The organism is Allobosea sp. FW305-C-101, from assembly GCF_058783685.1.
Genome location: NZ_JBYSYT010000001.1, coordinates 1,284,323 through 1,307,872, shown reverse-complemented (window position 1 = coordinate 1,307,872; position 23,550 = coordinate 1,284,323). Strand labels below are relative to the sequence as shown.

The following is a 23,550-nucleotide window of genomic DNA, read 5'->3' as shown; positions in this document are numbered from 1 at the left end:
GCTGCATCATAAAAATCCTTGTGAGGTTTCACAAGGATTTTTATGATGCCTTCAAGCGTCGGGAATGGCGCGGGGATGTCGCAAGCCGGCGACGCAAGGCTGCGGAGCCCGAAACCGGGCAGCCGGCAAACGGAGAGGAGCAGTGATGATCAAGTCAGGTTGGATGGCCGCCTTGGCGGTTTCGCTCGGGGCGCTCGCCGCGCCGGCTTTCGCGCAGGACAAGCCGGCCGCGCTCGGCATCGGCGTGCTCACCTTCACCTCAGGCCCGGCCGCCGCCTATGGCATGCCCGGCAAGAACGCAGCCGAGCTGATGATCGACGAGATCAACGCCAAGGGCGGCATCGGCGGCGTGCCGCTGAAGGCGACCTATGTCGACGAGGCGCAGGGCACGCAGGGCGTCATCGCCGAGTACCGCCGCCTCGCCGACGACAAGACCAATCAGGTGATGATCGCGGCGCTGTCGAGCGCCAACTGCCTCGCGCTGGCGCCGCTGGCCGAGCAGCTGCAGGCCCCGACGATCGGCTGGAACTGCGACACGCACCAGCTCCTGCTCGACGGCAAGAGCCGCTATTATTTCCGCCCGAACGGCAACACGATCCCCGAATTCGTCGCCTATGCGCTCTACCTGCTGCAGCAGAAGCCGGACGTGAAGCGCATCGCCATCGTCAATCCCGACTATGCTTTCGGCCATGACGCGGCTTTGATCTTCAAGACCGCGATGAAGGCGCTGAAGCCCGATGTCGAGGTCGTCGCGGAGCTCTTCCCGAAGCTCGGCTCGGCCAATTTCCAGACCGAGATCTCGAAGCTCTCGGCCTCGCGCCCGGATGTGGTCTTCTCCAATCTCTGGGGCGCCGATCTCGAGAACTTCGTGCGTCAGGCCCAGCCGCGCGGGCTGTTCTCGTCGAGCCAGGTCGTGCTGGCGCTGGGCGAGACCGTGCTCCAGCGCGTCGCGCTGCCGGAAGGCGTGATCGTCGGCGTGCTCGGCGACGGCTGGTGGATGTCGCCGGACGCCAAGGCCAATCCCGACACGAAGAGCTTCGTCGAGGCCTATCAGAAGCGCTACGGCGAATACCCGGTCTTCCCATCGGTGAAGATGGCCAATGCCATCGTCTACATGAAGGCGGGCTACGAGGCCGCGATGAAGAAGAACGGCGGCAAATGGCCGAGCCGCGACGAGCTTGCCGAGGCCATGCGCGGCAGTACGGTCAAGACGCTGACCGGTACCACCGTGACCCGCAAGGACAATGACGGGCTCGTCGACCAGATCGTCGGCGTCACCACGAAATCGGCCGATTACAAGTTCCCGGTCATCGGCGGGATGGTTCGCTACAAGGGCGATGCGCTGATGCCGCCGCAGGGCGAGGACGCGATCAAGTGGGTGGGCACGCTGGCGCCGGCCTTCCTCGCCGCGCAGCCGAAGCCCGGCAGCTACAAGTAAGCGCGCCACAGACACGGGGAGGGCGGCTTCAAGCCCTCCCGCTCATTCCCTCATCATCATCATTTCCAAGGTGCCGCCCATGCTCGACACCCTGATTCCGCTCGCCGTCGACGGCCTTGCCAGCGCGGCGCTGATCTTCTTCGTCGCGGTCGGGCTGACGCTCGTCTTCAGCGTGCTCCGCGTGCTCAACGTGGCACATGGCAGCTTCTACTCGATCGGCGCCTATGTCGCCGCCTCGATTGGCCTCTGGATCGCCGGCGCGGGGCTCAATCCCTGGCTCTCCTTCCCGGCGCTGATCCTCAGCGCGGCCATCGTCGCGGCTCTTTTCGGCCCGCTGGTCGAAAGCTGCCTGATGCGCTGGACCTACGGCAAGTCCGAAGCCATCCAGATCCTCGTCACCTTCGGCCTGTTCCTGATCCTCGAGGACCTGCAACGCATCGTCTTCGGTGTTTCCTCGCTCGCCGAGGACACGCCGATGCAATTGCTGGGCTCGACCCAGATCGGCGGCGTCGTCTATCTCAACTACCAGCTCCTGCTGATCGCGCTCGCGGCCCTGGTCGTCATCGGCCTGCGCGTACTGTTGACGAAGACCCGGACCGGACGCCTCGTCACCGCCGTCGTCGCCGATCGCGAGATGGCGCAGAGTATCGGCATCAACACCAACCGCGTCTTCATCCTGTCCTTCTCGCTCGGCGTCTTCCTCGCGGCCTTGGGCGGGGCGCTGGCGACGCCGACGGCGGGCGCCGCGCCCGGCCTCGGCGCCGAGACCATGGTGCTCGCCTTCGCGGTCGCCGCCATCGGCGGGCTCGGCCAGATCGAGGGCGCCGCGCTGGCAGCGATCATCGTCGGCCTCGCCCGCGTGCTGGCGATCTATTTCGCGCCTTCGCTCGATGCCGTGGCCCCCTACATCGTCATGATGGTCGTGCTGCTGATCCGCCCCTACGGGCTGTTCGGCCAGGCCGCGACCCGGAGGATCTGACCGCCATGCGCGTTGCCCTCTTCCTCATCGCGCTGGCTGCGCTGGCGCTCGCGCCCGTCGCCGCGCCCTGGCTGCAATTCGTGCTGACGCTGGCCATCGCCAAGGGCTTCGCCGCGCTCGGCGTCGCCGTGCTGCTGCGCGGCGGGCTGATCTCGATCGGCCATGCCATGTTCTACGCCGTCAGCGCTTATGCCATCGCCTTCCTGGCGCGGGCCGGAGTGAACGAGTTCGTCCTGCTGCTGCTGCTCGGGACGCTGGCCTCGGCCATCGCCGGCCTCGTCGTCGGCGCCTTCCTGGTGCGCTACCGCGCGATCTTCTTCGCGATGCTCAACCTTGCCATGTCGATGGTGCTCTATGCGCTGATCTCGAAGCTCTACGGTATCACCGGCGGCACGGACGGCATGCGCGTCGCGGTGCCCAGCTTCTTCGGCATCACGCTCGACAAGCCGCGCTTCGATACCGCGCTCTACTATGCCGGCATCATGCTGATGGTCGGCGTCGGCTACGGCGTGCAGCGCTACTTGGCGAGCCCGCTCGGCCATGCGCTATCGGCCGTGCATACCAACGAGCTTCGGCTTGAATATCTCGGCGTGCCCGTCCGGGTCGTGCTGCTGATCGCCTATACGGTTTCGGCCGCGCTCGCCGGCATCGGCGGTGCGATCGCGGCGCTGGCGATCGGCCATATCCTGCCGGAATTCGCCTTCTGGACGGCCTCCGGCCATCTCGTGCTGGTCGCGGTGCTCGGCGGCATCGGCGGCGTCGCCGGCCCCTTCATCGGCTCGCTCTTCCTTGAAGTGCTGCACACGGTCGCGGTCGGCGTCACCGATGCCTGGAACCTCATCATCGGCGTCGCGCTGATCGGCGTCATCTTCTTCCTGCCGAGCGGGCTCTACGGCCTGCTGCGGCGCCGCAGCGGAGAACCGGCATGACCACGCCTCTCCTCCAGGCCAAGGACCTGCGCATCGCCTTCTACGGCGTGAAGGCCGCCGACGGCGTCAATCTCGAAATCCGCGAGGGCGAGTTCCTCGCGATCATCGGGCCCAACGGCTCCGGCAAGACGACCTTCCTCAATCTCTGCACCGGCTATCTCCGGCCGAGTTCGGGCGAGGTCTATCTCGACGGCAAGCCGATCACCGCGATGGCGCCGCGCACCATCGCCCGCCGCGGCATCGCCCGCGCCTTCCAGATCCCGCAGCTCTTCCTCGACCAGACGGTGCTCGACAACCTGATGATCGCGGTCGCGGCCAAGCGCGGCATCTGGGTGCCCTTCAAGGCGCTTGGCGCCGAGGGGCGGCGCCAGGAGGCGGAGGAATTGCTGGCCTTGGTCGGACTCGACCGTGAGGCCGCGCAGCTCGCCGGCACGCTGCCGGAAGGACGGCGCAAGCTGCTCGACATCGTCATCGCGCTCGCCCTGAAGCCGCGCCTCGTCCTGCTCGACGAGCCGACCAGCGGCGTCAGCACGATCGAGCGCTTCACCCTGATGGAGACGCTGATGGGTGCCTTGCGCCAGGCCAAGGTCACGGCGCTCTTCGTCGAGCACGACATGGACGTGGTCCAGCGCTACGCCGACCGCGTCGTCGTCTGGGATTCCGGCAGCGTCATGGCCGAGGGACCACCCTCTGTCGTGTTCAAGGACGAGCGGGTGCTGCGCAACGTCGTGGGGGTGGCGTGATGCTTCGGATCGAAGGGGTAAGCGCCGCGATCGCCGGCGTGCAGGTTCTGCGCTCGGTCTCGCTCGGGCTGACATCGGGCAGGACGACGATCCTGATCGGCCGCAACGGCGCCGGCAAGACCACGACGCTGCGCGCGATCATGGGCTTGCTGCCCGTACAGGGCGGCTCGGTCCGGCTCGACGGCGAGGAGATCGGCACGACGCCGGCCTATCGCCGTGCGGCGCAAGGTATCGGCTACGCGCCGGAGGATCGCAGGCTGGTCCCCGAATTCACCGTCGAGGACAATATCGTGCTGCCGGCGCTGGCGCTCAACCTGCCCGCAGTCGAGCGGACGCGGCGGCTCGACGAGGTCTATGCGCTGCTGCCGCAGCTCAAGACCATGCGCAAGCGGCCGGGCGGCGGCGTTTCGGGCGGCCAGGGCAAGATGGTGGCGCTCGGCCGCGCCCTGATGGTCGCCCGCACGGCGCTGCTGCTAGACGAGCCTTTCCAGGGGCTCGCCCCCGCGCTGGCCCTGGATTATGCGCGCACCCTCGGAGATCTCAAGCGCAGCCGTCCGGACCTCGCCATCCTCGTCACGGAATCGACGCCGGCGCTGCTCGATGCCATCGCCGACGAGACGCTCCAGATCGAGCGCGGCGAGATCAACTGAGCCAGTCCGGCCAGTCGCGGCCCTTCAAGAATATGTCGGCCCGCCCGCGCTTGATTGCGCGCGGCGGGCCGATTGCTGATGGCGTCTCGGTGAACGCCAACATCAGCGCTCACAAAGCGTAGCGCGCCGTCGAAATTTGCAGATCTGTCAGAGGATGCTGGTGCTGCGAGAGAGGATTGAACTCTCGACCTCTCCATTACCAATGGAGTGCTCTACCACTGAGCTACCGCAGCAGGTCCGGCGGCCGGGGCGTTCGCGGTTGCTCTGAGGCGGTTGCGGGCGCTGGCGTCGTTCCGAAGCGGCGCCCTGATGCCACAACCTTGTGACGGACGCAACCCGCTCGATCAATCCGGCAACAATAACCGTGGATCGATCCGGAAGAGCCGGCCGTCGCCAAGCAGATGCGCGCTCAATCCTTCGCGGAACAACGGCCGGAAAGCCGCGTCGCGCAGGTTGAGGCCGCCGGCATAGGCGCCCATCGCCGGCATCACGCAGCGCCGCGCCGACAGAGCGAAACAGCGCCGTCGGATCGCCCGCCCGCGCATCCTGACCTTCGCCGCCGGATGCAGATGCCCGGCGATCTCGTATCCACTCTCGGAAGCGGTCGGCTCATGGCACAAGGTCACGCCGGCAAGCACGACCTCGGCTGCGCTCTCGCCGCCCATGGCGCGGCTGATCGCGGGGTCGTGGTTGCCAGTGATCCAGAGCCAGTCGCGGCCCTGCTGCAGCGCGACAAGCGCGGCCCGCGTTTCCGGCGCGAGACGGTTTTCGGCATCGCGATCATGGAAGCTATCGCCGAGCGCAATGACGCGGGCCGGCTGATGGCGCCGGATCGCATGGCCCAGCGCCACGAGCGTCGCGGTCGAATCATAGGGCGGCAGCATCACGCCGCGGGCCGCATAGGCCGAGCCCTTCTCCAGATGCAAGTCGGCGACGACGAGCGTACGCTCCTCCGGCAGCCAAAGCGCACCGGAGAGATCGGGCACGAGCGCGAGCCGGCCCAGCATGAAGGCCTCGCTCGTCTTCGCTAAGGCTGCCGCAGCTGCCGTCACGCCATCGCCTCTTCCGTCAGCATCGCCTCTGCTTCCGCCAGGATTTCGTCCGCCGCCTCGCCATAGACAGCCTCGCGCCCGATCTCGAGCATTACGGAGACGCCGAGCGGCGAGACATGGTCGAGCGGCTGATGCACGATTCGGCCGCTGATCCGTGTCAGCATCTCACCAAGCCGGCGAATGTCGAGCAGGCCCGTCGCCGCATCCGCCCGCGCCGCCTTGAGCAGGATATGGTCGGGCTCGTGCCGGCGCAGCACGTCGTAGACCAGGTCGGTCGAGATCGTCACTTGCCGGCCGCTCTTCTCCTGGCCGGGGAAGCGGCGCTCGATCAGCCCGCCGATGATGGCGCAGGAGCGGAAGGTGCGCTTCATCAGCGCCGATTCCGCCATCCAGTCCTCGAGGTCGTCGCCCAGCATGTCCTGCGCGAAGAGCTCGTCGAGATCGAGCGCCCCGCGCGCGATCGCCGCGGTCATGTCGCCGAGCGTCCAGCAGGCCATGCCGTAATCGTTGCAGACGAAGCCGAGCGGTCGCATCCGGGCGCGCTCCAGCCGGCGCGTCAGCAGCATGCCGAGCGTCTGGTGGGCGAGACGGCCCTCGAACGGATAGGCGGCGAGATAGAAGCGCCCGCCGCGCGGGAAGGTCTCGACCAGCAATTCGCCGGGCTGCGGCAGGCGCGATATCCGCTTCTGTGCGTGCAGCCAGGCCGAGACCTCCTCCGGCAGGGTATTCCAGAGGCTGGGCGAGGCCAGGATGGCGCGCACGCGGGCGGCGAGGAAGGTCGAGAGCGGGAACTTGCCGCCGTCATAGGACGGGATCTTCGGATCGGTTCCGGCCGCGGCGCGCGAGCAGACCGCCTCGTTTTCGACGATGCCCTCGAAGCGCAGTACCTCGCCGGCGAAGACGAAGGTGTCGCCCGGGACCATCGTCTCGGCGAAATACTCCTCGATCTCGCCGAGCACGCGCCCGCCACGCGTGATCATGCCGGGCTGGCCGGGTTTTCCGGCACGCGCCCGGCCGAGCCGGACCTTCAGCATCGTCGCCTCGACGATCGTGCCGACATTCATGCGGTATTGCTGGATCACGCGGGCATGGCTGGCGCGCCAGAGACCGGCCTTGTCCTGCCTGAGCTTGGCGAAGCGCTCATAGCTCTTCAGCGCATAGCCGCCCGTCGCGACGAAATTGACCACGGCGTCGAAGTCTTCGCGGGAGAGATCGGCGTAAGGAGCGGCGGTGCGAACCTCCTCATAGAGCGCGTCGGCCTGAAAGCCGTCCGAGCAGGCGACGCCGAGCACATGCTGGGCGAGCACGTCGAGCGCGCCGATGCGCGGCGGCGGCGTGTCCTGCGCGGCCTCGTGCACGGCTTCGAGCGCCGCGCGGCACTCCAGCAGCTCGAAGCGGTTGGAGGGCACCAGCAGCGCCTCCGAGGGCTCGTCCATGCGGTGGTTGGAGCGGCCGATGCGCTGGATCAATCGGCTCGCGCCCTTCGGCGCGCCGAGATTGACGACGAGGTCGACATCGCCCCAGTCGATGCCGAGATCGAGCGTCGCGGTGCAGACCACGGCCTTGAGGCGTCCGTCCGCCATCGCCGCCTCGACCTTGCGGCGCTGCTGGGCATCGAGCGAGCCGTGATGCAGCGCGATCGGCAGGTTGTCGTCGTTGAGGTTCCACAAAGCCTGGAAGGCGAATTCCGCCTGCATGCGCGTGTTGACGAAGACCAGCGTCAGCTTGTGCGTGCGGATGGCCTGATAGACCTCGGCCATCGCATGCAGCGTCGTGTGGCCGGCGATCGGCAGGCGCCGCTCCGTGTCGAGGATGCCGATGCGCGGCTTCGCGCCGCCCGCGACCGTGACAAGTCCGGCCGGCGTCCCGGTGCCGCCGAGATAGCGCTGGAGATCGGCAGGCTCACGCACCGTCGCCGAGAGACCGACGCCCGAGACCTGGGGCGCCAGCGTCTTCAGTCGCGCGAGGTCGAGCGCCAGCAGGTCGCCACGCTTGGAGGTGACCAGCGCATGCAATTCGTCGAGCACGATGCGGCGTAAGTTTGCGAAGAACGGCGCGGCATCGCGATGGGAGACCAAAAGCGCGAGCTGCTCCGGCGTCGTCAGCAGGATATCGGGCGGGCGCTGAATCTGGCGTACGCGCTTGGCGGCGGAGGTATCGCCAGTACGGGTCTCGATCGTGATCGGAAGCTCCATCTCGCGGACAGGCGCTTCGAGATTGCGGGCGATGTCGACGGCAAGCGCCTTCAGCGGCGAAATATAGAGCGTGTGCAGGCCGTCATGCTTGCCCTCGCGCTCGGCCAGTTCGACCAGCGAGGGCAGGAAGCCAGCGAGCGTCTTGCCGGCCCCGGTCGGCGCGACCAATAGCGTCGAGCGCCCGGCGCGGGCCTCCTCCAGCAAGGCGAGCTGATGCGGCCGCACGCTCCAGCCGCGCCCAGTGAACCAGGCCTCGAAAGCGGGAGGGAGCGGGGAGGAGGCGGCCATGCTGGCCGAAGATAGGGGGTGATGAGGGAGAACGAAAGGGGAATGAAGCCATCGCTTCAATCGATTGGCTCAAAGAGCCAAGCGTCGCTTCCGCCGTGCATCCAAAGCCGCTGTCGGAATGTACACCCAGTGAGGTGTGGCCCCGCCTCAAAGCCGCATCTTGGGGCTGGCCCGGTCGCGAACCCCCCTTTGCGGCCGGGTCTCTTATATGGCGATCGAGGTGGATGGCTTTCAGCGCCGCTCCGCCACCACCAGCAATCCCGGCACGGGCGCGCCGCGATCCTGCCGCGTGCTGGCGGGCTCGACGAGTATCGGTGTGAGCCCGGCTTCCAGGAGCCGTTCCTTCAGCCAGCCCTCCGCATGCGCGAACCGCCTGTCATCGCCCACCACGACGCCTTCGCCGTCATGGCTCTGCACCGTGAAGGCGAGCAGCCCGTCCTGCTCCAGCACGCGCGCGCTCTGGGCGAAGCAGGGGGCGAGCTCGCCGAGATAGACGAAGACATCGGCCGCGACGACGAGATCGGCGGAGGCGTCCGGCCGGCTGGCGAGGAAGGCGGTGAGCCCCGCGACGGCGAGCTTGTCGTAGAGCGGCGTGCCGTCCGGCGCGAGCTTGGTCCGCGCCCGTTCGATCATGCGCGGCGAGAGATCGCAGCCGGCGATGAAGCCGCTCTGCTCGTGGATCGCCTCGCCCATCAATCCGGTGCCGCAGCCGAGATCATAGACGATGTCGAACCGGAAGGGCCGGCCGGCGTTGCTGCAGCAGCGGACGAGCGCCGCCTTGAGCAGGTCGGGCGCGTTGTATTGCAGGGTTTGCGTGAGATGGCTGTCGAACCGGTCGGCATAGGCGTCGAACAGCGCACCGGAGAAATTCTCCGATGTCGCCTGCTCGGCCGGCAGCGCGCCGATGCGGGCGAGATCGAGCCGCGCCCCGAAATGGTCGTTGGGGTCGAGGTCGAGGCATTGTCGCCAGGCCGTGGCCGCGTCTTCCTTGTGGCCAAGGGCCTCCTGCGCCAGCCCATAGAGATGCCAGGCGGCGGTGAAGTGGTAAGCCTGCGACAGGGTCTGGTCGAGGATCTCGACGGCCGCTTGCGCGTCCCCGTCCTTCAGCGCAGCCTCGGCCCAGCCATAGCGGCGGTCGAGCACGGGGTCGCCGGACGAGGCGAAATGCGTGGTCGAGCCTGTATCGGTCATACCGACCGATGTAGCCGAGGAGTGTGACGCTGGCCAGACAAAGCGCCCGCTGGCGCCCTTCCGAATTGCTGGTGCCGACGCCGGCCGGGCTCTATTGCCCGCCGGCCGACATCCATATCGACCCGGTTCGCCCGGTGGCGCGGGCGCTGATCACCCATGGCCATTCCGACCATGCCCGCGCCGGCCATGGCGCCGTGCTGGCGACGCGCGAAACGCTGGCCATCATGGCTCTGCGCTATGGCGAGGGTTTTACCGGTTCGCAGCAGGTTGCCGTGCCCGGCGAGGTCATTCGGATCGGCGAGGTCGATTTCACTTTCGTGCCGGCCGGTCATGTCCTTGGCTCCGCCCAGATCGCGGTCGAGAGCCGGGGCCTGCGGATCGTTGCCTCCGGCGACTACAAGCGCGAGCGCGACCCGACCTGTGCCGGCTTCGAGTCTTTGCCCTGCGACATCTTCATCACCGAGGCGACCTTCGGCCTGCCGGTCTTCCGCCATCCGCCTGCCGCGGGGGAGGTGGCCAAGCTGCTTGAATCGGTCCGGCTCTTCCCGGAGCGGACGCATATCGTCGGCGCCTATTCGCTAGGCAAGGCGCAGCGCGTTATGGCCCTGATCCGCGAGGCCGGCTACGAGCGCCCGATCTATATCCATGGCGCGGTCGAGAAGATCACCACCTTCTACGAAGCCGAGGGCATTCCGCTCGGCGAGGTCAGGCTGGTTTCCGAGACCGATCGCAAGACGCTGGGCGGCGAGATCGTCATCTGCCCGCCGAGCGCGACGCAGGACCTGTGGGCACGCCGCTTTCCCGACCCGGTCACAGCTTTCGCCTCGGGTTGGATGCGGATCAGGGCGCGGGCCCGCCAGAAGGGCGTCGAATTGCCGCTCGTCATCTCGGACCATGCCGATTGGGACGATCTGCTCGCGACGATCCGCGAGGTCCAGGCCGGCGAAATCTGGGTCACGCATGGCGAGGCCGATGCGCTCGTCCACTGGTGCGGCACGGCGGGGCTGAAAGCCAAGCCGCTGCATCTCGTCGGCTATGGCGACGAGGGCGAGGCCGATCCGGTCGAGGAGGCTGCCGATGCGGCTTCTGTCTAGCGTCCGATCAGCGCGAGGCGGCGACGATCGGGCGCGCGGGCGCGGCCATGCCGAGCATCGCATTCGCCATGTCGCGGGCGAGGCAGTCATAGCCCGCATCGCTCATATGGAAGCCGTCGGTCCAGAGCGCGGCCTTGAACGCCTCGGCATCGCTGCGGTGCCATTCGCGCATCGCGTCATAGCGGCCGAAGACCGGCACGGCCTCGCGCCGGGCGACCTCGCCGACGGCCTCGACATATTGGCCATAGCGCTGCGGATCGCGCACGGACGGGAAATATTGCGGGTCGAGGATGGCGAGCGCCGGGCCGGCCTCGCGGACGAGCGCGATTCCTTCGCCGATCATCGTCTTGAAGGCGTTGAGATCGCCGCCCCTGACGGCGTCATTGGTACCGACCTGCCAGATCACGAGGTCGTAGGGACGCGCGGCCATCGCAGCCTTCATGCGCGCGAGCGTCTGCGGTGCGGTCTCGCCGCCGATGCCGGCATTGACGATCTCGACCTGCGACTTCGGCCAGGACTTGGCGAGCAGCGCCTGCAGGCGGGCGGGATAGGTCTTGTCTTTGGCGCTGGCGCCGACGCCCTCGGTCGAGGACGAGCCGATGGCGAGGATCGTCAGGGCCTTGCCCTGCGAGACTTTGGCGGAGAGTGGCGCAAGCGCGGCGTTCGAGCGCACGATCGGCGTCTCGCGGCAGGAGAAGCTCGCCGCCTGCGCGGGGGCTCCGACCGAAAACGTGGCAGCGATGGCAGGCAAGGCAAAGGCAAGAAACCGCATCGCTGCGCGCATCGGCATGGCTCTCCTAGCTACCCTGCTGCCGTTAAGGTTTGCTTCATGAACGGTATCTGAACGATGCGCTGCAACATGAATGAAGCGGCGCGGTGTGGCGCTGGGGCGACAGCATGAACCGCTTCGCCTGGCTGCTCGATCGCCTCGCCTATGAGCCGCGCCGCAACGCCAAGATCGCGCTGATCGCCGATTACTTGCGCACGACGCCCGATCCCGATCGCGGCTATGCGCTGGCGGCGATGACGGGCGGGCTGGTCTTCCGCAATGCCAAGGCCGGGCTGATCCGCGCGCTCATCGCCGAGCGTACCGATCCGGTGCTGTTCGCGCTGTCCTATGACTATGTCGGCGATCTCTCGGAGACGGTGGCGCTGATGTGGCCGGCTCGGCATGGCGCCAATGCGGTGCCGCATCTGCCGGAGGTGGTCGAGAGCCTGCGTGAGGCCGGCAAGACCGACCTGCCGCGCCTCGTCGCCGGCTGGCTCGATGCGCTCGACGAGACCGGGCGCTGGGCCCTGCTCAAGCTCATCACCGGGGCCTTGCGCATCGGCGTCTCGGCCCGCCTCGCCAAGACGGCGGCCGCCAGCCTCGGCGGCGTGCCGCCCGACGAGGTCGAACAGGTCTGGCACGGGCTGGAGCCGCCCTATGCCGAGCTCTTCGCCTGGTTGGAGGGCAGGGGACCGCGTCCCGAGGCGCGCGATCCCGCGCCGTTTCGGCCTGTCATGCTCTCGCATCCGATCGAGGACGGCGATTTCGACAAGCTCGCCCCGGCAGAGTTCTCGGCCGAATGGAAATGGGACGGCATCCGTGTCCAGGCCGTCAGCGGTCGCAAGGCCGACGGCACGCGGGTGACGCGGCTTTATTCGCGCACCGGCGAGGACATCGCCGCCGCCTTCCCCGATCTCGTAGAGGAACTCACGCTGGACGGCGCGCTCGACGGCGAATTGCTGGTGATGCGCGACAGCACGGTCCAGAGCTTCAACACCCTCCAGCAGCGGCTGAACCGCAAGACCGTCACCGCCAGGATGCTGGGCGAATTCCCCGCCCATATCCGCGTCTACGACCTGCTCGTCGATGGCGAGGAGGATATCCGGCATCTGCCGCTGGAAGAGCGGCGCCAGCGGCTTGAAGGCTTCCTGTCGCGCCTTTCCAGCATCCGCTTCGATCTCTCGCCGGTGATTCCCTTCGCCTCCTGGGAGGAGCTGACGGCCGCTCGCGCCGATCCGGCCGGGGCGGGGGCCGGAGCCGATGCGGAAGCGGTCGAGGGCTGCATGATCAAGCGCCGCGATTCGCCCTATCTGCCCGGTCGACCCAAGGGCTATTGGTGGAAATGGAAGCGCGATGCCCGGCTCGTCGACTGCGTGCTGATGTATGCCAAGCGCGGCCACGGCAAGCGCTCCTCCTTCTATTCGGACTACACCTTCGGCGTCTGGCGCGTGGGCGAGGATGGCGGGGAGGAGCTGGTCCCGGTCGGCAAGGCTTATTTCGGCTTCACCGACGAGGAGCTGATCGAGATCGACAAATATGTCCGCAAGAACACGCTGAACCGCTTCGGCCCGGTGCGCGAGGTCACGCATGACGCGCAATCGGGCCTCGTCTTCGAGGTCGCCTTCGAGGGCTTGCAGCGCTCGACCCGGCATAAATCCGGCCTCGCCATGCGTTTTCCCCGGATCAACCGCATCCGCTGGGACAAGCCGCCTGTTGAGGCCGACCATATCGAGGTGCTGGAAGCGCTGTTGCCGACCAATGGTTGAGCCGTGACGGGTTGCAGCCTTGCGTTTGCAGTGCTTGTGGTGCACGCCCGGGCTGAGGCAAAATGTCCGGGTCGAACAAGGCATCGGCCCGTACCGGACGGAGCCGGGGCAGGCTTAAGGGAGTGGGGCCATGAGCAAGCAGCCTTCGACGCGGATCGTCATCGCGGATGACCATCCGTTGTTTCGCGGCGCGCTGCGTCAGGCGGTGTCGAGCGCCATCGGCGGGGCCGAGGTCAGCGAGGTCGGCTCGCTCGAAGCTCTGACCGAGGCGCTGGCGAGCGGCGGCGATGCCGATCTCGTCCTGCTCGATCTGACCATGCCGGGCGTGCAGGGCTTCTCCGGCCTGCTCTTCTTGCGCGCCGACCATCCCGAGATTCCGGTCATCGTCGTCTCCGCCAATGACGACCCGGCGGTGATTCGCCGCTGCATCGAGTTCGGCGCGCTCGGCTTCCTGCCCAAGACGGCGGATGTCGCGCAGATGGGCGAGGCGATCCGCGCCGTGCTCGACGGCGGCGTCTGGACCCCGCCCGGCGTCGATTTGTCCGCGCCCGTGGATGCCGAGGTCGCCGACATGGTCCGCCGCCTCTCGACGCTGACGCCGCAGCAGGTGCGCGTGCTGATGATGCTGTCGGAAGGACTTCTCAACAAGCAGATCGCCTATGAGCTCGGCGTCTCCGAGGCGACCGTGAAGGCGCATGTCTCGGCGATCCTGACCAAGCTCGATGTCGACAGCCGCACGCAGGCCGTGATCGCCGCCTCGAAGATTGCCGGTACCGCCTGGGCGACGGCTGGGGCGGCGGCGACCGCCTGACGCGCTCCGTTCAGTCCCCGTTCAAGCGCAACGGGTTTCAGGTTAAGACAGCGCGGAAGCGCCCCGGATCGGCTTGGGGCGCAACAGGATGGCCATTGCTTCCATGGAACGGTTTCTCGGCGGCTCGCCCCTCAGCGTCCTCGTCCGCCTGATCTTCATCTCGCTTCTGGTCGGCGCGGCCATGGCCTTTCTCGGCCTCTCCCCGCAGAGCCTCTACGACGCAGCCGCGCGCTTCCTGCGCTCGATCACCGGGCTCGGCTTCGGCGCGGTGCGCGAGGTCGGCCAATGGGTCATTGCCGGCGCGCTGATCGTCGTGCCGCTCTGGCTGCTGATGCGGCTCTTCGCGGCGCGGAAATAGGCGTTACAGCCTTTCGCCCCGCGCGATCGCCGCCGCGTCGCGCCCGATGAGGGCGGTCAGGCGCGTCAGCCCGGCGCGGCGCGCCCGCGTGGCGAGGCCGGTCTTGATCTCCTTCGCCAGTCCCGGCCCCTTGAACACCATCGCCGAATAGAACTGCACCAACGTGGCTCCGGCGCGGATCTTGGCGAAGGCGGCTTCGGCCGAATCGACGCCGCCGACGCCGACCAGCGGGAATTGCCCTTCGACGCGCAGGAAGGCCTCGGCCAGCATGCGGGTCGAGGCGGTGAAGAGCGGCTTGCCGGAAAGCCCGCCGGTCTCGGCCTTGCTGGCGCTGCGCAGGCTGTCCGGGCGTGCGATCGTGGTGTTCGAGACGATCAGCCCGTCGATATTCCGCTTGCGGGCGACCGCGATCATGCCGTCGAGCTCGGGCATCGTCAGGTCCGGCGCGATCTTGATCAGGATCGGTGTGCGCTGGCCAACGGTAGCCACCTCGTCCCGCGCCGCAAGCGTCCGCGCCACGAGGTCGTCGAGCGCGCTTTCCGCCTGCAGGTCGCGCAAGCCCGGCGTGTTCGGCGAGGAGACGTTGATCGTCAGGAAATCGGCGAGGGGAGCGAGCCGGCGCGCCAGTGTCGCATAATCGGCGGCGCGGTCGGCCGATTCCTTGTTGGCGCCGAGATTGACGCCGACGAGCCCGTTGCGGCGCAGGCGGCCCTCGAGCCGCTTCGCCACGGCTTCCATGCCCTCGCTGTTGAGGCCGTAGCGGTTGATGACGGCTTCGTCCTCCAGCAGCCGGAAGACGCGCGGACGCGGGTTGCCGGGCTGCGGCAGCGGCGTCACGCCGCCGACCTCGACGAAGCCGAAGCCGAGCCCCAGCGCACCATCGACGGCTTCCGCATTCTTGTCGAAACCGGCCGCGAGGCCGACCGGGTTGGAGAAGGACAGCCCGAACGCCTCTGTCGCGAGCACGGGGTCGTCCGCGCCTGGCTTGAGAGCGGGCGCCGTGGCCAGCGCCGTGACCGTCAGGCGATGCGCCGTCTCCGCATCCATGCGGTGGATCAGAGGCCGGGCGAGGTTGAACAGGCCGCCGATCATGCGAGCGTCTCCGGTAGAATGTGGCTGCCGTCGGTCTTCAGCGGCATGGGGGCGATCCAGCGGACGACCTTCGGATCGAGCGGGGCATAGAGATGCGGGAACAGCGCGCCGCCGCGCGAGGGCTCGTAGCGCAGGGCCGGGCCGAGGCGTTTGTCGTCGATGGCTATGAGCAGGAGCCCGTCCTGCCCGGCGAAATGCTTCGCCGCGGTTTCGGCGACCTGGGCGGCTGTGGAGAAATGGATATAGCCGTCGGCGAGATCGACCGGGGCGCCATCGAAGCGGCCCTTGGCCTCGGCTTCCGACCAGAGCGCGGCAGGGCATATCTTGTAGATCAGGGACACCGGAGGTCTCGCGCGCGATTGTCGGCACCGGCTTAAACGCTGGCAGGAGGATTCCGCAAGCGGTTGTCCGATTGTGGCGAGATTCGGATTGAAATCTTATGCGATAGGGGATATTTCCTATCTTCAATCCCCGCCGAACGGCAAGAGCGAAGCGAGGCCCTCAGCGATGCTGTCACATGACCAGATCTGGGGGGCGATCGACGCGCTCGCCCAGCGCTATGGCTTCACCGCCTCGGGGCTGGCGCGCAAGGCCGGGCTCGACGCCACCACCTTCAACCGCTCGAAGCGCGTCGCCCCCGACGGGCGCGAGCGCTGGCCCTCGACCGAATCGATCTCGAAGATCCTGGTTGCGACCGGCGCCTCCTTCGACGAGTTCATGAGCGTGGTGCTGCGGCGCGAGCCGGCGCCGGCCCGCACGATTCCCTTGATCGGCTTCGCCCAGGCGGGCTCGGGCGGCTTCTTCGACGATGGCGGCTTTCCCGTTGGCACCGGCTGGGAGGAGGTCGCCTTTCCCGGCGTCGCCGACGAGAAGGCCTATGCGCTCGAAATCTCCGGCGATTCGATGCTGCCGCTCTATCGTGACGGCGACACCATCATCGTCTCGCCGACCGCGACGGTCCGGCGCGGCGACCGCGTCGTGGTCAAGACGGTGGAGGGTGAGGTGCTGGCCAAACAGCTCAAGCGCCAGACGGCCAAGACGGTCGAGTTGGCCTCGCTCAACCCGGAGCATGCCGACCGCGTGCTGAACAATGCCGAGATCGCCTTCATGGCGCGGGTGATCTGGGCGAGCCAGTAGGCGCGTCGCCGATCAGTGCCCGTTGGCGCGCCGCGCCGGCAGCATCACCGCGAAGACCGCGCCCGTCGTCGAGGGCTCCAGCGCGATCGAGCCGCCATGGAGCCGGACGAGCTCGGCCGCGACGGCCAAGCCAAGCCCGGTGCCGCCCGGCGTCACCGAGCCGCGGAAGGCCTGGAACAGGTTGGCTCGCGCCCGCTCGGGCACGCCGGGGCCGTTATCGATGACGCGCAAGGCGAAGGAGCCGTTCTCAGGCCCGGCCGTCACCGTCAGCACGGGCAGGTCGCCGGCTTCGGCCCCCGCCCGCGTCAGCGCCTGGATCGCATTGCGCATCAGGTTGGTCAGCACGCGCGCCATCTGGTCGGGGTCGCAGGGAGCGGAGAGTTCGGGCGGCACCCGGTTCTCGAAGCGCGGCTGCTTGCCGTCGCCGAGGCCGAGCATCTCCGCCTGTTCGGCGACGAGCTGGCGCAGCGCGACGTCTCGGATCGCGGGCGTCGCCTCGGCGGCGCGGCCATAGGCGAGGGTCGCTTGGCAGAAATCGATGGCGCGCCCGAGCGTCGCGATCAGGCGCGGTGCGAAGCGGCGGATCTTGGCGTCGCGGGTCTCGATGAGTTGGTCGGACATGAGCTGCGCCGCTGCCAGCATGTTGCGCAGGTCGTGATTGATCTTGGACACGGCGAGGCCGAGCTCGGCGAGATGTTTCTTGGTGCGCAACTCGTCGGCGAGCGTCGCCTGCATGCGGGCGAGCGCGCGCTCCGCCTCGCCGATCTCGTCGGCGCGCAAAGAGGGCTCAATGATCCGTCGCGGGTTCTCGGGGTCGGCCTCGAACTCCATGACATTGGCCGCCAGATGCCGGATCGGCCCGATGATCAGCGCATTGAGCGCGATATAGACGGCGAGCGCGGTGAGGCCGGTGAGCAGCAGCGAGATCAGCAGCAGGCTCCAGGAGAATTTCAGCATCGCCCGGCGCAGCGGCGCCTCGTCAATGACGATCTCGACGAAATCAGCGCCGCCGACCGCCTCGCCGACCACGCGGATGGGCATGGTCGCGGGCGAGACCAGCACGGCCAGAGCCTCCTCGATCGCGCTCAGCCAGCCCAGGTTGCGCAAGTCGACCGAACGCGAGACTTCAGGCGGCGGCATCGAATCGAGGCTGAGCAGGCGCCGCGCCGCGCCGACGCGGGCCGCGATCGCGCGGGCGCCGACGCCCATCAGCAGACGGTTCTCGCTGCCTTCGGGCAGGCCGTCCTCCGGGGCGCCTTCCAGCACGAGTGCAGCAACCTGCGCGGCGGCGATCCGGTCATGCAGCCAGCTGCGCCGGAAATTCGCGATTGAGGGCAGATAGATCAGCACCTCCGCCAGCATGACGAAGAGCACGGTGACCAGCAGCAGCTTGGCCGAGAGGCCGAGGCGGGTGAGGCCGCGCGGCTGGCTGACCGACAAGGCTGACTTGGGTGCATGCATCGCCGGTGATCTTAGCCGAAACGACGCAGAAAGCCGATGAGGCGGCGCAGGCCCGGCCGCGTCGTCAAAGCCGCATGGAAGGAGAGGGCTGCGCGACGCGAGGCGTCCGAGCGGGCGCCGGCGGGCAGCGGCATGCCGGCGAGGTCGCCAACGCCGAGCCCGGCCCGCATCGCGATGCACCAGGGGGCGATCAACTCGCCCGCATCCTCGCCGACGATGGTGACGCCGAGGATACGGCCCTTGCGGTCGACGATCGCCTTGACGAAGCCTTCGGTCTCGCCGGCCGCCTGGGCTGCGGCATTCTCGGAGAACGGCCAGCGCAGCACCCGGATATTGCCGGCCGCTTTCCGAGCCTCCGTCTCCGAAAGCCCGATCGAGGCGACCTGCGGCCGGCTCCAGGCGACGCGCGGTTCGCTGATCGGGTCGATCTTCACCGGCTGGCGGAACAGGACGCTGCGCAGCACGAGCCCGACATGGTCGTCGCCCTCGCGGTCGGCACGGGCGGTCGCCGCACCGCCGGCACAGGCGCCCAACGCATGGGCGCGGCGATTGCTCGTCCGCAGGCTACGGTCGACGACGATGCCGGAGGCGTCGTGCCGGATGCCGCCGAGATCGAGGTCGAGGTCCTCGATCGCAGGCCGGCGCGGGCCGCAAAGGATGAGATGCGAGCCCTCGATCGTGGTTTCGCCGGAAGGCGAGGCCAGGATCAGGCGAAGCCCGGAGCGCGAGCGTTCCGCCCGCAGCAGCTCGCCGTCCTCGTGAAGCGCCAGCTCCTCGCGCAGCAGGCGGCGGCGCAGGATCGTCGCCGCTTCGGCGTCATGGCCCGCCAGCAAGCCTTCGGGCGCGACGAGGGTCGCGGCGCAGCCGAGTCGGCGCAGGGCTTGGGCCAGGGCAGCGCCCGCGCCGCCCAGCACGATCGGCCGTTCAGGCAACCGGGTCAGGCCGGCAAGATCGGCCTCGCGGAGAACCGGCACCGCATCGAGCCCCGCTATCGCGGGCGACGCGACGCGCGCGCCGGTGGCGATGACGAAGCGGCGTGCCTTGATCGGCTGTCCCTCGACGGTGACCGTGCTGCGGCTGGTGAAACGAGCCTCGCCCCGGATGACGCTGATGCCGAGCGTGGCCAGTCGTTCGGCCGTGTGATTGGCCCGGTCGGCTGCCAGTGCCCGCTGGATATGATCGTGGATCTGGGCCGGATTCGGCTGCGGCTCGGCTGCCGCGAAACCAAGCCGCCCGGCCTCGCGCAGCGCCTGCGCGCGGGCTCCGGCCTCGATCAATGCTCGGACAGCGAGCGGGCCCTTGTCGCCGCCGATGGCGTCCCGCTCGATCAGCACGACGGGGACGCCGAAGGCCGCCGCGGCGATCGCCAGCGCGCTGCCGTTACCGCCCGCGCCGATGACGCAGATATCGGGTGTCAACGCGGCTGGTTTCGCCGCCTTGGCCGTGCCGTCGCTCACCGGATGTCCCGTTTCGCTGTCGTCCCTGAACGCTGATGCGTTGCCGGGCCGGCGGAATCAAGGCCGTTGCACAATCGTTCCTGAATTAAAGGAACATGCAGGCCCGTTCAGGCGACGCTGCGATTGCCGCTGCCGTTGCGGTCCTTGATGCTGGCCAGCGCTTCCGGGCGGCCGAACAGGAAGCCCTGGGCACGGTGCGCGCCCAGCAGCTGGACGGCGATGCGCTGCTGCTCGGTCTCGATGCCTTCGACCACGACATTCATCTGGAGCCGGCGCGCCAATTGGCAGACGGCCTCGATGACGGCCTTGGAGGCCTCGTTGGTGTGGACTTCGCGGGCGAAGCTCTGGTCGATCTTCACCTGCGCGAACGGGTAGGTCGAGAGATAGGCCAGCGAGGAATAGCCGGTTCCGAAATCGTCCAGCGCGAAGGTCACGCCCAGCGCCCGCAATTCGTCCAGCACCGAAAGCGCCAGCTTGTCGTCCTCGATCAGCAGCGATTCGGTGACTTCGAGCATCAGGCGGCGCGATTCGAGCTGCGAGGCGAGGAGGGCCTCCTTGACCGTCTCGACGATCCGGCGCGGCTCGCGGAACTGCAGTGGCGAGACGTTGACGGAGACGCCGATGCCCGGCTCCCAGCTCGCGGCATCGCGGCAGGCCTGGCGGATCGCCCAGTCGCCCATGCCGGCGATCAGGCCGGATTGTTCGGCGATCGGGATGAAGACGCTCGGCGGCACCATGCCGCGGGTGGGGTGGCGCCAGCGCATCAGCGCCTCGCGCGACACGACCTTCTGGGTCTTCAGGTCGATGATCGGCTGGTAGTAGAGCTCAAGCGAACCGTCGACGCAGGCCTTGCGCAGATCGACCTCGATCTCGTGCCGCTCCATCATCTCCTCGGCCATGGCCGGGTTGAAGAACATCAGCATGTTCCGGCCGGCAGACTTGGCCTTGTAGAGCGCGGTATCGGCATGGCGCAGCAGGTCGGCCGGATTGGCGCCGTCGAGCGGCGCCATCGCGATGCCGATGCTCGCGGTCACGTAGACGGTCTTGCCGTCGACATCGAAGGCCTTCGACATCACGTCGATCATGCGCTGGGCGATGGCGGTGACGACGAGATGGTCGGCGGAGGGCAGGATCAGCAGGAATTCGTCGCCACCGAAGCGGGCGAGCATGTCGTTGCTGCGGATCGCGCCGCGCAGGCGGCTCGCGGTCTCCATCAGCACATGGTCGCCGATATCGTGGCCCAGGCTGTCATTGACCTGCTTGAAGCCGTCGAGGTCGAGATAGAGCAGCGCGAAGCCATCGCCCGTGCGCTCCAGCTTGGCGAAGGTCTCGTTGATCTGCGTGGTGTACTCGAAACGGTTCGCGAGCCCTGTCAGTTCGTCGAAGCGCGCCATCTGCTCGATGCGCGCCTCCGTCGCCTTGCGCTCGGTGGCGTCCTCCGTGAGCATCAGGATGCCCCCTTCGGCCGCAGGCGCCAGCGTCACGACCAGCACGAGCCCGCCCCGGGTGACCACTTCGCGGCTGGTGGCCTGCTGGGTCGTCTGCACCTCGGTCAGTGCCGTGCGGATGTCGCGCAATTGCTCCTGGCTGATCACCTGGCGTTCGACCAGGAAGCGTGCGATCGCCGTCAAGGGCGTGCCCGGCAGGGCGAGCGTCTCGGGCAGGCCGTAGAGCGTGCTGTGAGGCGCATTGCTGACCGCGAGCTTGAGGCTGCGGTCGAACATCGCCAGCCCGTCGATCATGGTGTTGAGCGCGGCATCGAGCGTCAGGTTCTGCGAATGAAGGGCTGAAGCCAGCGCCTTGGACTGCTTGTTGGCGTCGCTCAGGGCCAGCAGGTTCCGGTGCAGCGAATTGGTGATCGCGATATTGGCTGCCACGTAGAGGAAGGCGAAATAGCCGATATAGCGATAATATGGGTTATGCGCGCCGATCAGCCCGATCGCCATCGGGATGCAGAAGGTCAGGAGCTGAACCGCCACGAATTTCGGCCGGCCGGCATTGCGCGCGACATAGCCCGAGGCCAGTGCGATGGTCGAGGCGACCGAGGTGATATGCGCGGCCGGGTCGTCGGTCTGGACCAGCGCGACATAGCAGCTGTAGCCGAGCACGGCGCTGAACATCGTGGCGCCGAGAAAGTAGTCGCGATCCCAGCGGCGGGTCTGCGCATAGGTGTCATTGGCGTGGTTGCGCCGCCGGTAGGCGATCACCGTCACGATACGCAGGACAACGATGAGCGTCACCAGGATGGTGAGGCTCATGAAGATGTCCATGCCGGTGGATATCCAGCACAGGAAAGGCGTCAGGATGCCGGCGATGCCGCCAGGAATGATCGAGGCCGGCGAGGAAAACAGCGAACTGACCAGCAGCGTATAGCCGGTCAGGTCGATGTTCTCGCCCTGCTCGTGCTCACCAGCCGCCATCAGTCGCTTGAGAGCGCCTGCCATCTACTCCTGCCTTTGCCGCCCCGCGCGGTGCGATGTGCGGATTCCGCACGTCGCGCATCATGCGAGGTTTGTACGAGAGCAGAGGTAAATGCTTCGTTTGGTTTTCCGGAGGACAACGGCCTCCGGAATACTGCAGGCACCTTTGGGCCGGATTTTCTGCTGTGTTCAGACCGGTGCGAGGTGGCGTTGATAGACGCGGGCCAGCATCCGGTCCTGCGTCTGGGCGATACGCTGCAGCTTCGAGATCGCGCTTGGGCTGAGGCGCAGCATGCAGTCTGTCCAGATCTGGCCGAGATGGCCGAGCTCTTCGCGCAGGTCGCCGGAGCGGCGGTTGAAGGCCGAGAACAGGGCGGTCTTGGCCGCGTGGATCGGCAGGGAGTCGGCGCAGTACTTGCGGATCCAGTCCTCGCCCGTGCCGGTCGGGACCACCGCTTCGAGGCCGCCGGCCGCCATGAATTCCTGCGCGCTCATCTCCTCGCCGGAAAGCAGCATCTGCTCGGCCGCGCGCTGGCCCATGCGCCGCGACAGGATCGCCACCGCCGTGATCGGGAAATGGTTGAACTTGATCTCGGGGTAGACGAACGAGGCCTGTTCCTCGGCGATCATCACGTTGCATGAGCGCGGCGCGTCGATGCCGCCGCCGATCGCCTTGGCATGGATCGTCGAGAGCGTGACCACGAGGCCGTTGAGGCCGCCGGAATTCCAGATCGCGCCTTCCGCCGAGAGCCGGGCATATTCCGCCAGCGACGCGCGATCGTTCTTGGCCAGGCAGTCCAGATAGAAATCGAGATCGCCGCCGAGCGTGAAGAACGGCCCCGCGCCGCGGAAGGCGAGGAAGCGCACCGGAGCGCGGTGATACTGGTCCGGAGCCCCCCATAGCGTGACGATCGCGCTCTGGATCTTCACGAGGCTGTCGAGCAGCTGGAGCGTGAAGACGGGCTTCAGCTCCGGCCGGATCGTGACCCAGAGCGTCTTGATCTCAGGCTCATAGGCGATCTCCACCTCGGGCAGGAACCCTGCCTTGTAGCGGATCGCATCGATGACTTCGCAGCTCTCCAACAGGGTCGGCGCGAGGCTTCCTGTTCCCAACTTCAAGGACTGCAACATGACGCTACCCCACAAATTCCTTGATGTCGGGCAGCGTAAACGTTCTTAACGAAGTGTAAACGAAATCTCCCCGAAATGGTTAATAGCATTAAGGATTTTTGCTTTACCAAGCGTCAGGTGGAGCCTTCGGAACCGCCACGGACCGAGGCAGAGCAAGGGCCGCGCCGCCGTCGCTGGAACGAAAATTTCGTGAAGGGCCGGGAGCGCGAAGCAAATGGATCGCCTGGCCGGCTGCTGGAGAATGATTGTGCCCGGTGCGAAAAGCGGAGGTCGAAACTGGCTTCATCCGGCACGATGCTGGCCCGCTATGGGGCAGGGGGCGTCAGTCAGCGTCGGCGCTTGTCCGGCCGCGTCTCAGGGTCTAACGATACCGCCGCGAATTCGCCGCGTTCCCGCGTTCAAACACCCCAGACCGAGCTGACGCCGTGACCCGCCAGACAGCCGAGGACGAGAAGCAGGCGCGCCTTGCCGCCGCGCTCCGCGAGAACCTGAAGCGCCGCAAGGCCCAGGCTCGCGCTCGCCGCTCGGACGAGGCGCAAGCGCGTGAGCCGGAGCCACCCTCTCAGGCCGATACCTCCCGGACCTGAAC

The 23,550-nt window shown here is 67.6% G+C and carries 21 protein-coding genes and 1 tRNA gene; 11 read left to right on the top strand and 11 right to left on the bottom strand.

Going from position 1 to position 23,550, the window contains the following annotated elements:
* The first annotated feature begins 145 nt into the window (after positions 1–145).
* The 5 genes from AC3WMA_RS06155 to AC3WMA_RS06135 all read left to right on the top strand — a co-directional run bounded on the left by AC3WMA_RS06155 (position 146) and on the right by AC3WMA_RS06135 (position 4,739).
* Complete coding sequence (locus AC3WMA_RS06155) at positions 146–1,438, top strand: ABC transporter substrate-binding protein (protein ID WP_492284482.1); 1,293 nt, start codon at positions 146–148, stop codon at positions 1,436–1,438.
* A 79-nt stretch (positions 1,439–1,517) separates the two neighbouring features.
* Entirely contained in the window at positions 1,518–2,417 is a 900-nt protein-coding gene (locus tag AC3WMA_RS06150) for a branched-chain amino acid ABC transporter permease (RefSeq protein WP_492284481.1), read from the top strand.
* Positions 2,418–2,422: 5 nt separating this feature from the next.
* On the top strand, positions 2,423–3,346 hold the full coding sequence (locus AC3WMA_RS06145) for a branched-chain amino acid ABC transporter permease (protein ID WP_492284480.1): 924 nt from the start codon (positions 2,423–2,425) through the stop codon (positions 3,344–3,346).
* The gene (locus AC3WMA_RS06140; RefSeq protein ID WP_492284479.1) at positions 3,343–4,089 is read left to right on the top strand and encodes an ABC transporter ATP-binding protein; all 747 of its coding nucleotides are present in this window, start codon (positions 3,343–3,345) and stop codon (positions 4,087–4,089) included. The genes AC3WMA_RS06145 and AC3WMA_RS06140 overlap by 4 nt, the downstream gene beginning before the upstream one ends.
* Positions 4,089–4,739 carry an ATP-binding cassette domain-containing protein gene (locus AC3WMA_RS06135; protein ID WP_492284478.1) on the top strand — a complete coding sequence of 217 codons (651 nt, stop codon included), beginning with the start codon at positions 4,089–4,091 and terminating at the stop codon, positions 4,737–4,739. Before AC3WMA_RS06140 ends, AC3WMA_RS06135 begins: the two co-directional genes overlap by 1 nt.
* A 158-nt stretch (positions 4,740–4,897) precedes the next feature.
* Here the strand turns inward: AC3WMA_RS06135 and AC3WMA_RS06130 are convergent.
* From AC3WMA_RS06130 to AC3WMA_RS06115, 4 genes are all read right to left on the bottom strand, one after another.
* A tRNA-Thr gene (locus AC3WMA_RS06130) sits at positions 4,898–4,972 on the bottom strand.
* Positions 4,973–5,083: 111 nt separating this feature from the next.
* Positions 5,084–5,746, bottom strand: a complete 663-nt coding sequence (pdeM, locus tag AC3WMA_RS06125; RefSeq protein WP_492284758.1) for a ligase-associated DNA damage response endonuclease PdeM — start codon at positions 5,744–5,746, stop codon at positions 5,084–5,086.
* A 41-nt stretch (positions 5,747–5,787) separates the two neighbouring features.
* Entirely contained in the window at positions 5,788–8,274 is a 2,487-nt protein-coding gene (locus AC3WMA_RS06120; RefSeq protein ID WP_492284477.1) for a ligase-associated DNA damage response DEXH box helicase, read from the bottom strand.
* Between the two features lie 231 nt (positions 8,275–8,505).
* Positions 8,506–9,465, bottom strand: a complete 960-nt coding sequence (locus tag AC3WMA_RS06115; protein WP_492284476.1) for a class I SAM-dependent methyltransferase — start codon at positions 9,463–9,465, stop codon at positions 8,506–8,508.
* Between the two features lie 29 nt (positions 9,466–9,494).
* Here AC3WMA_RS06115 and AC3WMA_RS06110 point away from each other — a divergent pair, with 29 nt between their 5' ends.
* Positions 9,495–10,559 (top strand): ligase-associated DNA damage response exonuclease, encoded by a 1,065-nt coding sequence (locus tag AC3WMA_RS06110; protein ID WP_492284757.1) that lies wholly within the window; start codon positions 9,495–9,497, stop codon positions 10,557–10,559.
* A gap of 7 nt (positions 10,560–10,566) precedes the next feature.
* Here the strand turns inward: AC3WMA_RS06110 and AC3WMA_RS06105 are convergent, their stop codons facing one another.
* Positions 10,567–11,349: an SGNH/GDSL hydrolase family protein gene (locus AC3WMA_RS06105; protein ID WP_492284475.1), complete on the bottom strand. Its 783-nt coding sequence runs from the start codon at positions 11,347–11,349 to the stop codon at positions 10,567–10,569.
* Between the two features lie 107 nt (positions 11,350–11,456).
* Here AC3WMA_RS06105 and AC3WMA_RS06100 point away from each other — a divergent pair, with 107 nt between their 5' ends.
* From AC3WMA_RS06100 to AC3WMA_RS06090, 3 genes are all read left to right on the top strand, one after another.
* Positions 11,457–13,094: a cisplatin damage response ATP-dependent DNA ligase gene (locus tag AC3WMA_RS06100; protein ID WP_492284474.1), complete on the top strand. Its 1,638-nt coding sequence runs from the start codon at positions 11,457–11,459 to the stop codon at positions 13,092–13,094.
* A 130-nt stretch (positions 13,095–13,224) separates the two neighbouring features.
* Complete coding sequence (locus AC3WMA_RS06095) at positions 13,225–13,905, top strand: response regulator (RefSeq protein ID WP_257733878.1); 681 nt, start codon at positions 13,225–13,227, stop codon at positions 13,903–13,905.
* Between the two features lie 103 nt (positions 13,906–14,008).
* Entirely contained in the window at positions 14,009–14,263 is a 255-nt protein-coding gene (locus AC3WMA_RS06090) for a DUF6460 domain-containing protein (protein WP_492284473.1), read from the top strand.
* Positions 14,264–14,266: 3 nt separating this feature from the next.
* Here AC3WMA_RS06090 and AC3WMA_RS06085 read toward each other — a convergent pair whose 3' ends face one another.
* Positions 14,267–15,355 carry a quinone-dependent dihydroorotate dehydrogenase gene (locus AC3WMA_RS06085; RefSeq protein WP_492284472.1) on the bottom strand — a complete coding sequence of 363 codons (1,089 nt, stop codon included), beginning with the start codon at positions 15,353–15,355 and terminating at the stop codon, positions 14,267–14,269.
* Complete coding sequence (locus AC3WMA_RS06080; RefSeq protein ID WP_492284471.1) at positions 15,352–15,696, bottom strand: DUF952 domain-containing protein; 345 nt, start codon at positions 15,694–15,696, stop codon at positions 15,352–15,354. The genes AC3WMA_RS06085 and AC3WMA_RS06080 overlap by 4 nt, the downstream gene beginning before the upstream one ends.
* A 166-nt stretch (positions 15,697–15,862) precedes the next feature.
* Between AC3WMA_RS06080 and AC3WMA_RS06075 the strand changes: the two genes are divergently transcribed.
* Positions 15,863–16,492, top strand: a complete 630-nt coding sequence (locus AC3WMA_RS06075) for a S24 family peptidase (RefSeq protein WP_492284470.1) — start codon at positions 15,863–15,865, stop codon at positions 16,490–16,492.
* A 12-nt stretch (positions 16,493–16,504) separates the two neighbouring features.
* Here AC3WMA_RS06075 and AC3WMA_RS06070 read toward each other — a convergent pair whose 3' ends face one another.
* The 4 genes from AC3WMA_RS06070 to AC3WMA_RS06055 form a co-directional block, all read right to left on the bottom strand.
* Positions 16,505–17,953 carry a sensor histidine kinase gene (locus tag AC3WMA_RS06070; protein WP_492284469.1) on the bottom strand — a complete coding sequence of 483 codons (1,449 nt, stop codon included), beginning with the start codon at positions 17,951–17,953 and terminating at the stop codon, positions 16,505–16,507.
* A gap of 11 nt (positions 17,954–17,964) precedes the next feature.
* The gene (locus AC3WMA_RS06065; RefSeq protein ID WP_492284468.1) at positions 17,965–19,410 is read right to left on the bottom strand and encodes an FAD-dependent oxidoreductase; all 1,446 of its coding nucleotides are present in this window, start codon (positions 19,408–19,410) and stop codon (positions 17,965–17,967) included.
* Positions 19,411–19,517: 107 nt separating this feature from the next.
* Positions 19,518–21,854, bottom strand: a complete 2,337-nt coding sequence (locus AC3WMA_RS06060) for a putative bifunctional diguanylate cyclase/phosphodiesterase (RefSeq protein WP_492284467.1) — start codon at positions 21,852–21,854, stop codon at positions 19,518–19,520.
* Positions 21,855–22,019: 165 nt separating this feature from the next.
* A complete protein-coding gene (locus AC3WMA_RS06055) occupies positions 22,020–22,961 on the bottom strand; it encodes an enoyl-CoA hydratase-related protein (protein WP_492284466.1) in 942 nt (313 codons plus the stop codon).
* Positions 22,962–23,386: 425 nt separating this feature from the next.
* On the opposite strand from AC3WMA_RS06055, the gene AC3WMA_RS06050 reads away from it, so the two are divergent.
* Entirely contained in the window at positions 23,387–23,548 is a 162-nt protein-coding gene (locus tag AC3WMA_RS06050; RefSeq protein ID WP_197064444.1) for a hypothetical protein, read from the top strand.
* Positions 23,549–23,550: the final 2 nt, after the last annotated feature.

What these genes read in the sequence shown, in the direction of transcription:
- AC3WMA_RS06155 (WP_492284482.1), top strand. Translation starts at nt 146, where the DNA reads ATGATCAAGTCAGGTTGGATGGCCGCCTTGGCGGTTTCGCTCGGGGCG.
- AC3WMA_RS06150 (WP_492284481.1), top strand. Translation starts at nt 1,518, where the DNA reads ATGCTCGACACCCTGATTCCGCTCGCCGTCGACGGCCTTGCCAGCGCG.
- AC3WMA_RS06145 (WP_492284480.1), top strand. Translation starts at nt 2,423, where the DNA reads ATGCGCGTTGCCCTCTTCCTCATCGCGCTGGCTGCGCTGGCGCTCGCG.
- AC3WMA_RS06140 (WP_492284479.1), top strand. Translation starts at nt 3,343, where the DNA reads ATGACCACGCCTCTCCTCCAGGCCAAGGACCTGCGCATCGCCTTCTAC.
- AC3WMA_RS06135 (WP_492284478.1), top strand. Translation starts at nt 4,089, where the DNA reads ATGCTTCGGATCGAAGGGGTAAGCGCCGCGATCGCCGGCGTGCAGGTT.
- pdeM (WP_492284758.1), bottom strand. Translation starts at nt 5,746, where the DNA reads ATGCTGGGCCGGCTCGCGCTCGTGCCCGATCTCTCCGGTGCGCTTTGG.
- AC3WMA_RS06120 (WP_492284477.1), bottom strand. Translation starts at nt 8,274, where the DNA reads ATGGCCGCCTCCTCCCCGCTCCCTCCCGCTTTCGAGGCCTGGTTCACT.
- AC3WMA_RS06115 (WP_492284476.1), bottom strand. Translation starts at nt 9,465, where the DNA reads ATGACCGATACAGGCTCGACCACGCATTTCGCCTCGTCCGGCGACCCC.
- AC3WMA_RS06105 (WP_492284475.1), bottom strand. Translation starts at nt 11,349, where the DNA reads ATGCCGATGCGCGCAGCGATGCGGTTTCTTGCCTTTGCCTTGCCTGCC.
- AC3WMA_RS06100 (WP_492284474.1), top strand. Translation starts at nt 11,457, where the DNA reads ATGAACCGCTTCGCCTGGCTGCTCGATCGCCTCGCCTATGAGCCGCGC.
- AC3WMA_RS06095 (WP_257733878.1), top strand. Translation starts at nt 13,225, where the DNA reads ATGAGCAAGCAGCCTTCGACGCGGATCGTCATCGCGGATGACCATCCG.
- AC3WMA_RS06090 (WP_492284473.1), top strand. Translation starts at nt 14,009, where the DNA reads ATGGAACGGTTTCTCGGCGGCTCGCCCCTCAGCGTCCTCGTCCGCCTG.
- AC3WMA_RS06085 (WP_492284472.1), bottom strand. Translation starts at nt 15,355, where the DNA reads ATGATCGGCGGCCTGTTCAACCTCGCCCGGCCTCTGATCCACCGCATG.
- AC3WMA_RS06075 (WP_492284470.1), top strand. Translation starts at nt 15,863, where the DNA reads ATGCTGTCACATGACCAGATCTGGGGGGCGATCGACGCGCTCGCCCAG.
- AC3WMA_RS06070 (WP_492284469.1), bottom strand. Translation starts at nt 17,953, where the DNA reads ATGCATGCACCCAAGTCAGCCTTGTCGGTCAGCCAGCCGCGCGGCCTC.
- AC3WMA_RS06060 (WP_492284467.1), bottom strand. Translation starts at nt 21,854, where the DNA reads ATGGCAGGCGCTCTCAAGCGACTGATGGCGGCTGGTGAGCACGAGCAG.
- AC3WMA_RS06055 (WP_492284466.1), bottom strand. Translation starts at nt 22,961, where the DNA reads ATGTTGCAGTCCTTGAAGTTGGGAACAGGAAGCCTCGCGCCGACCCTG.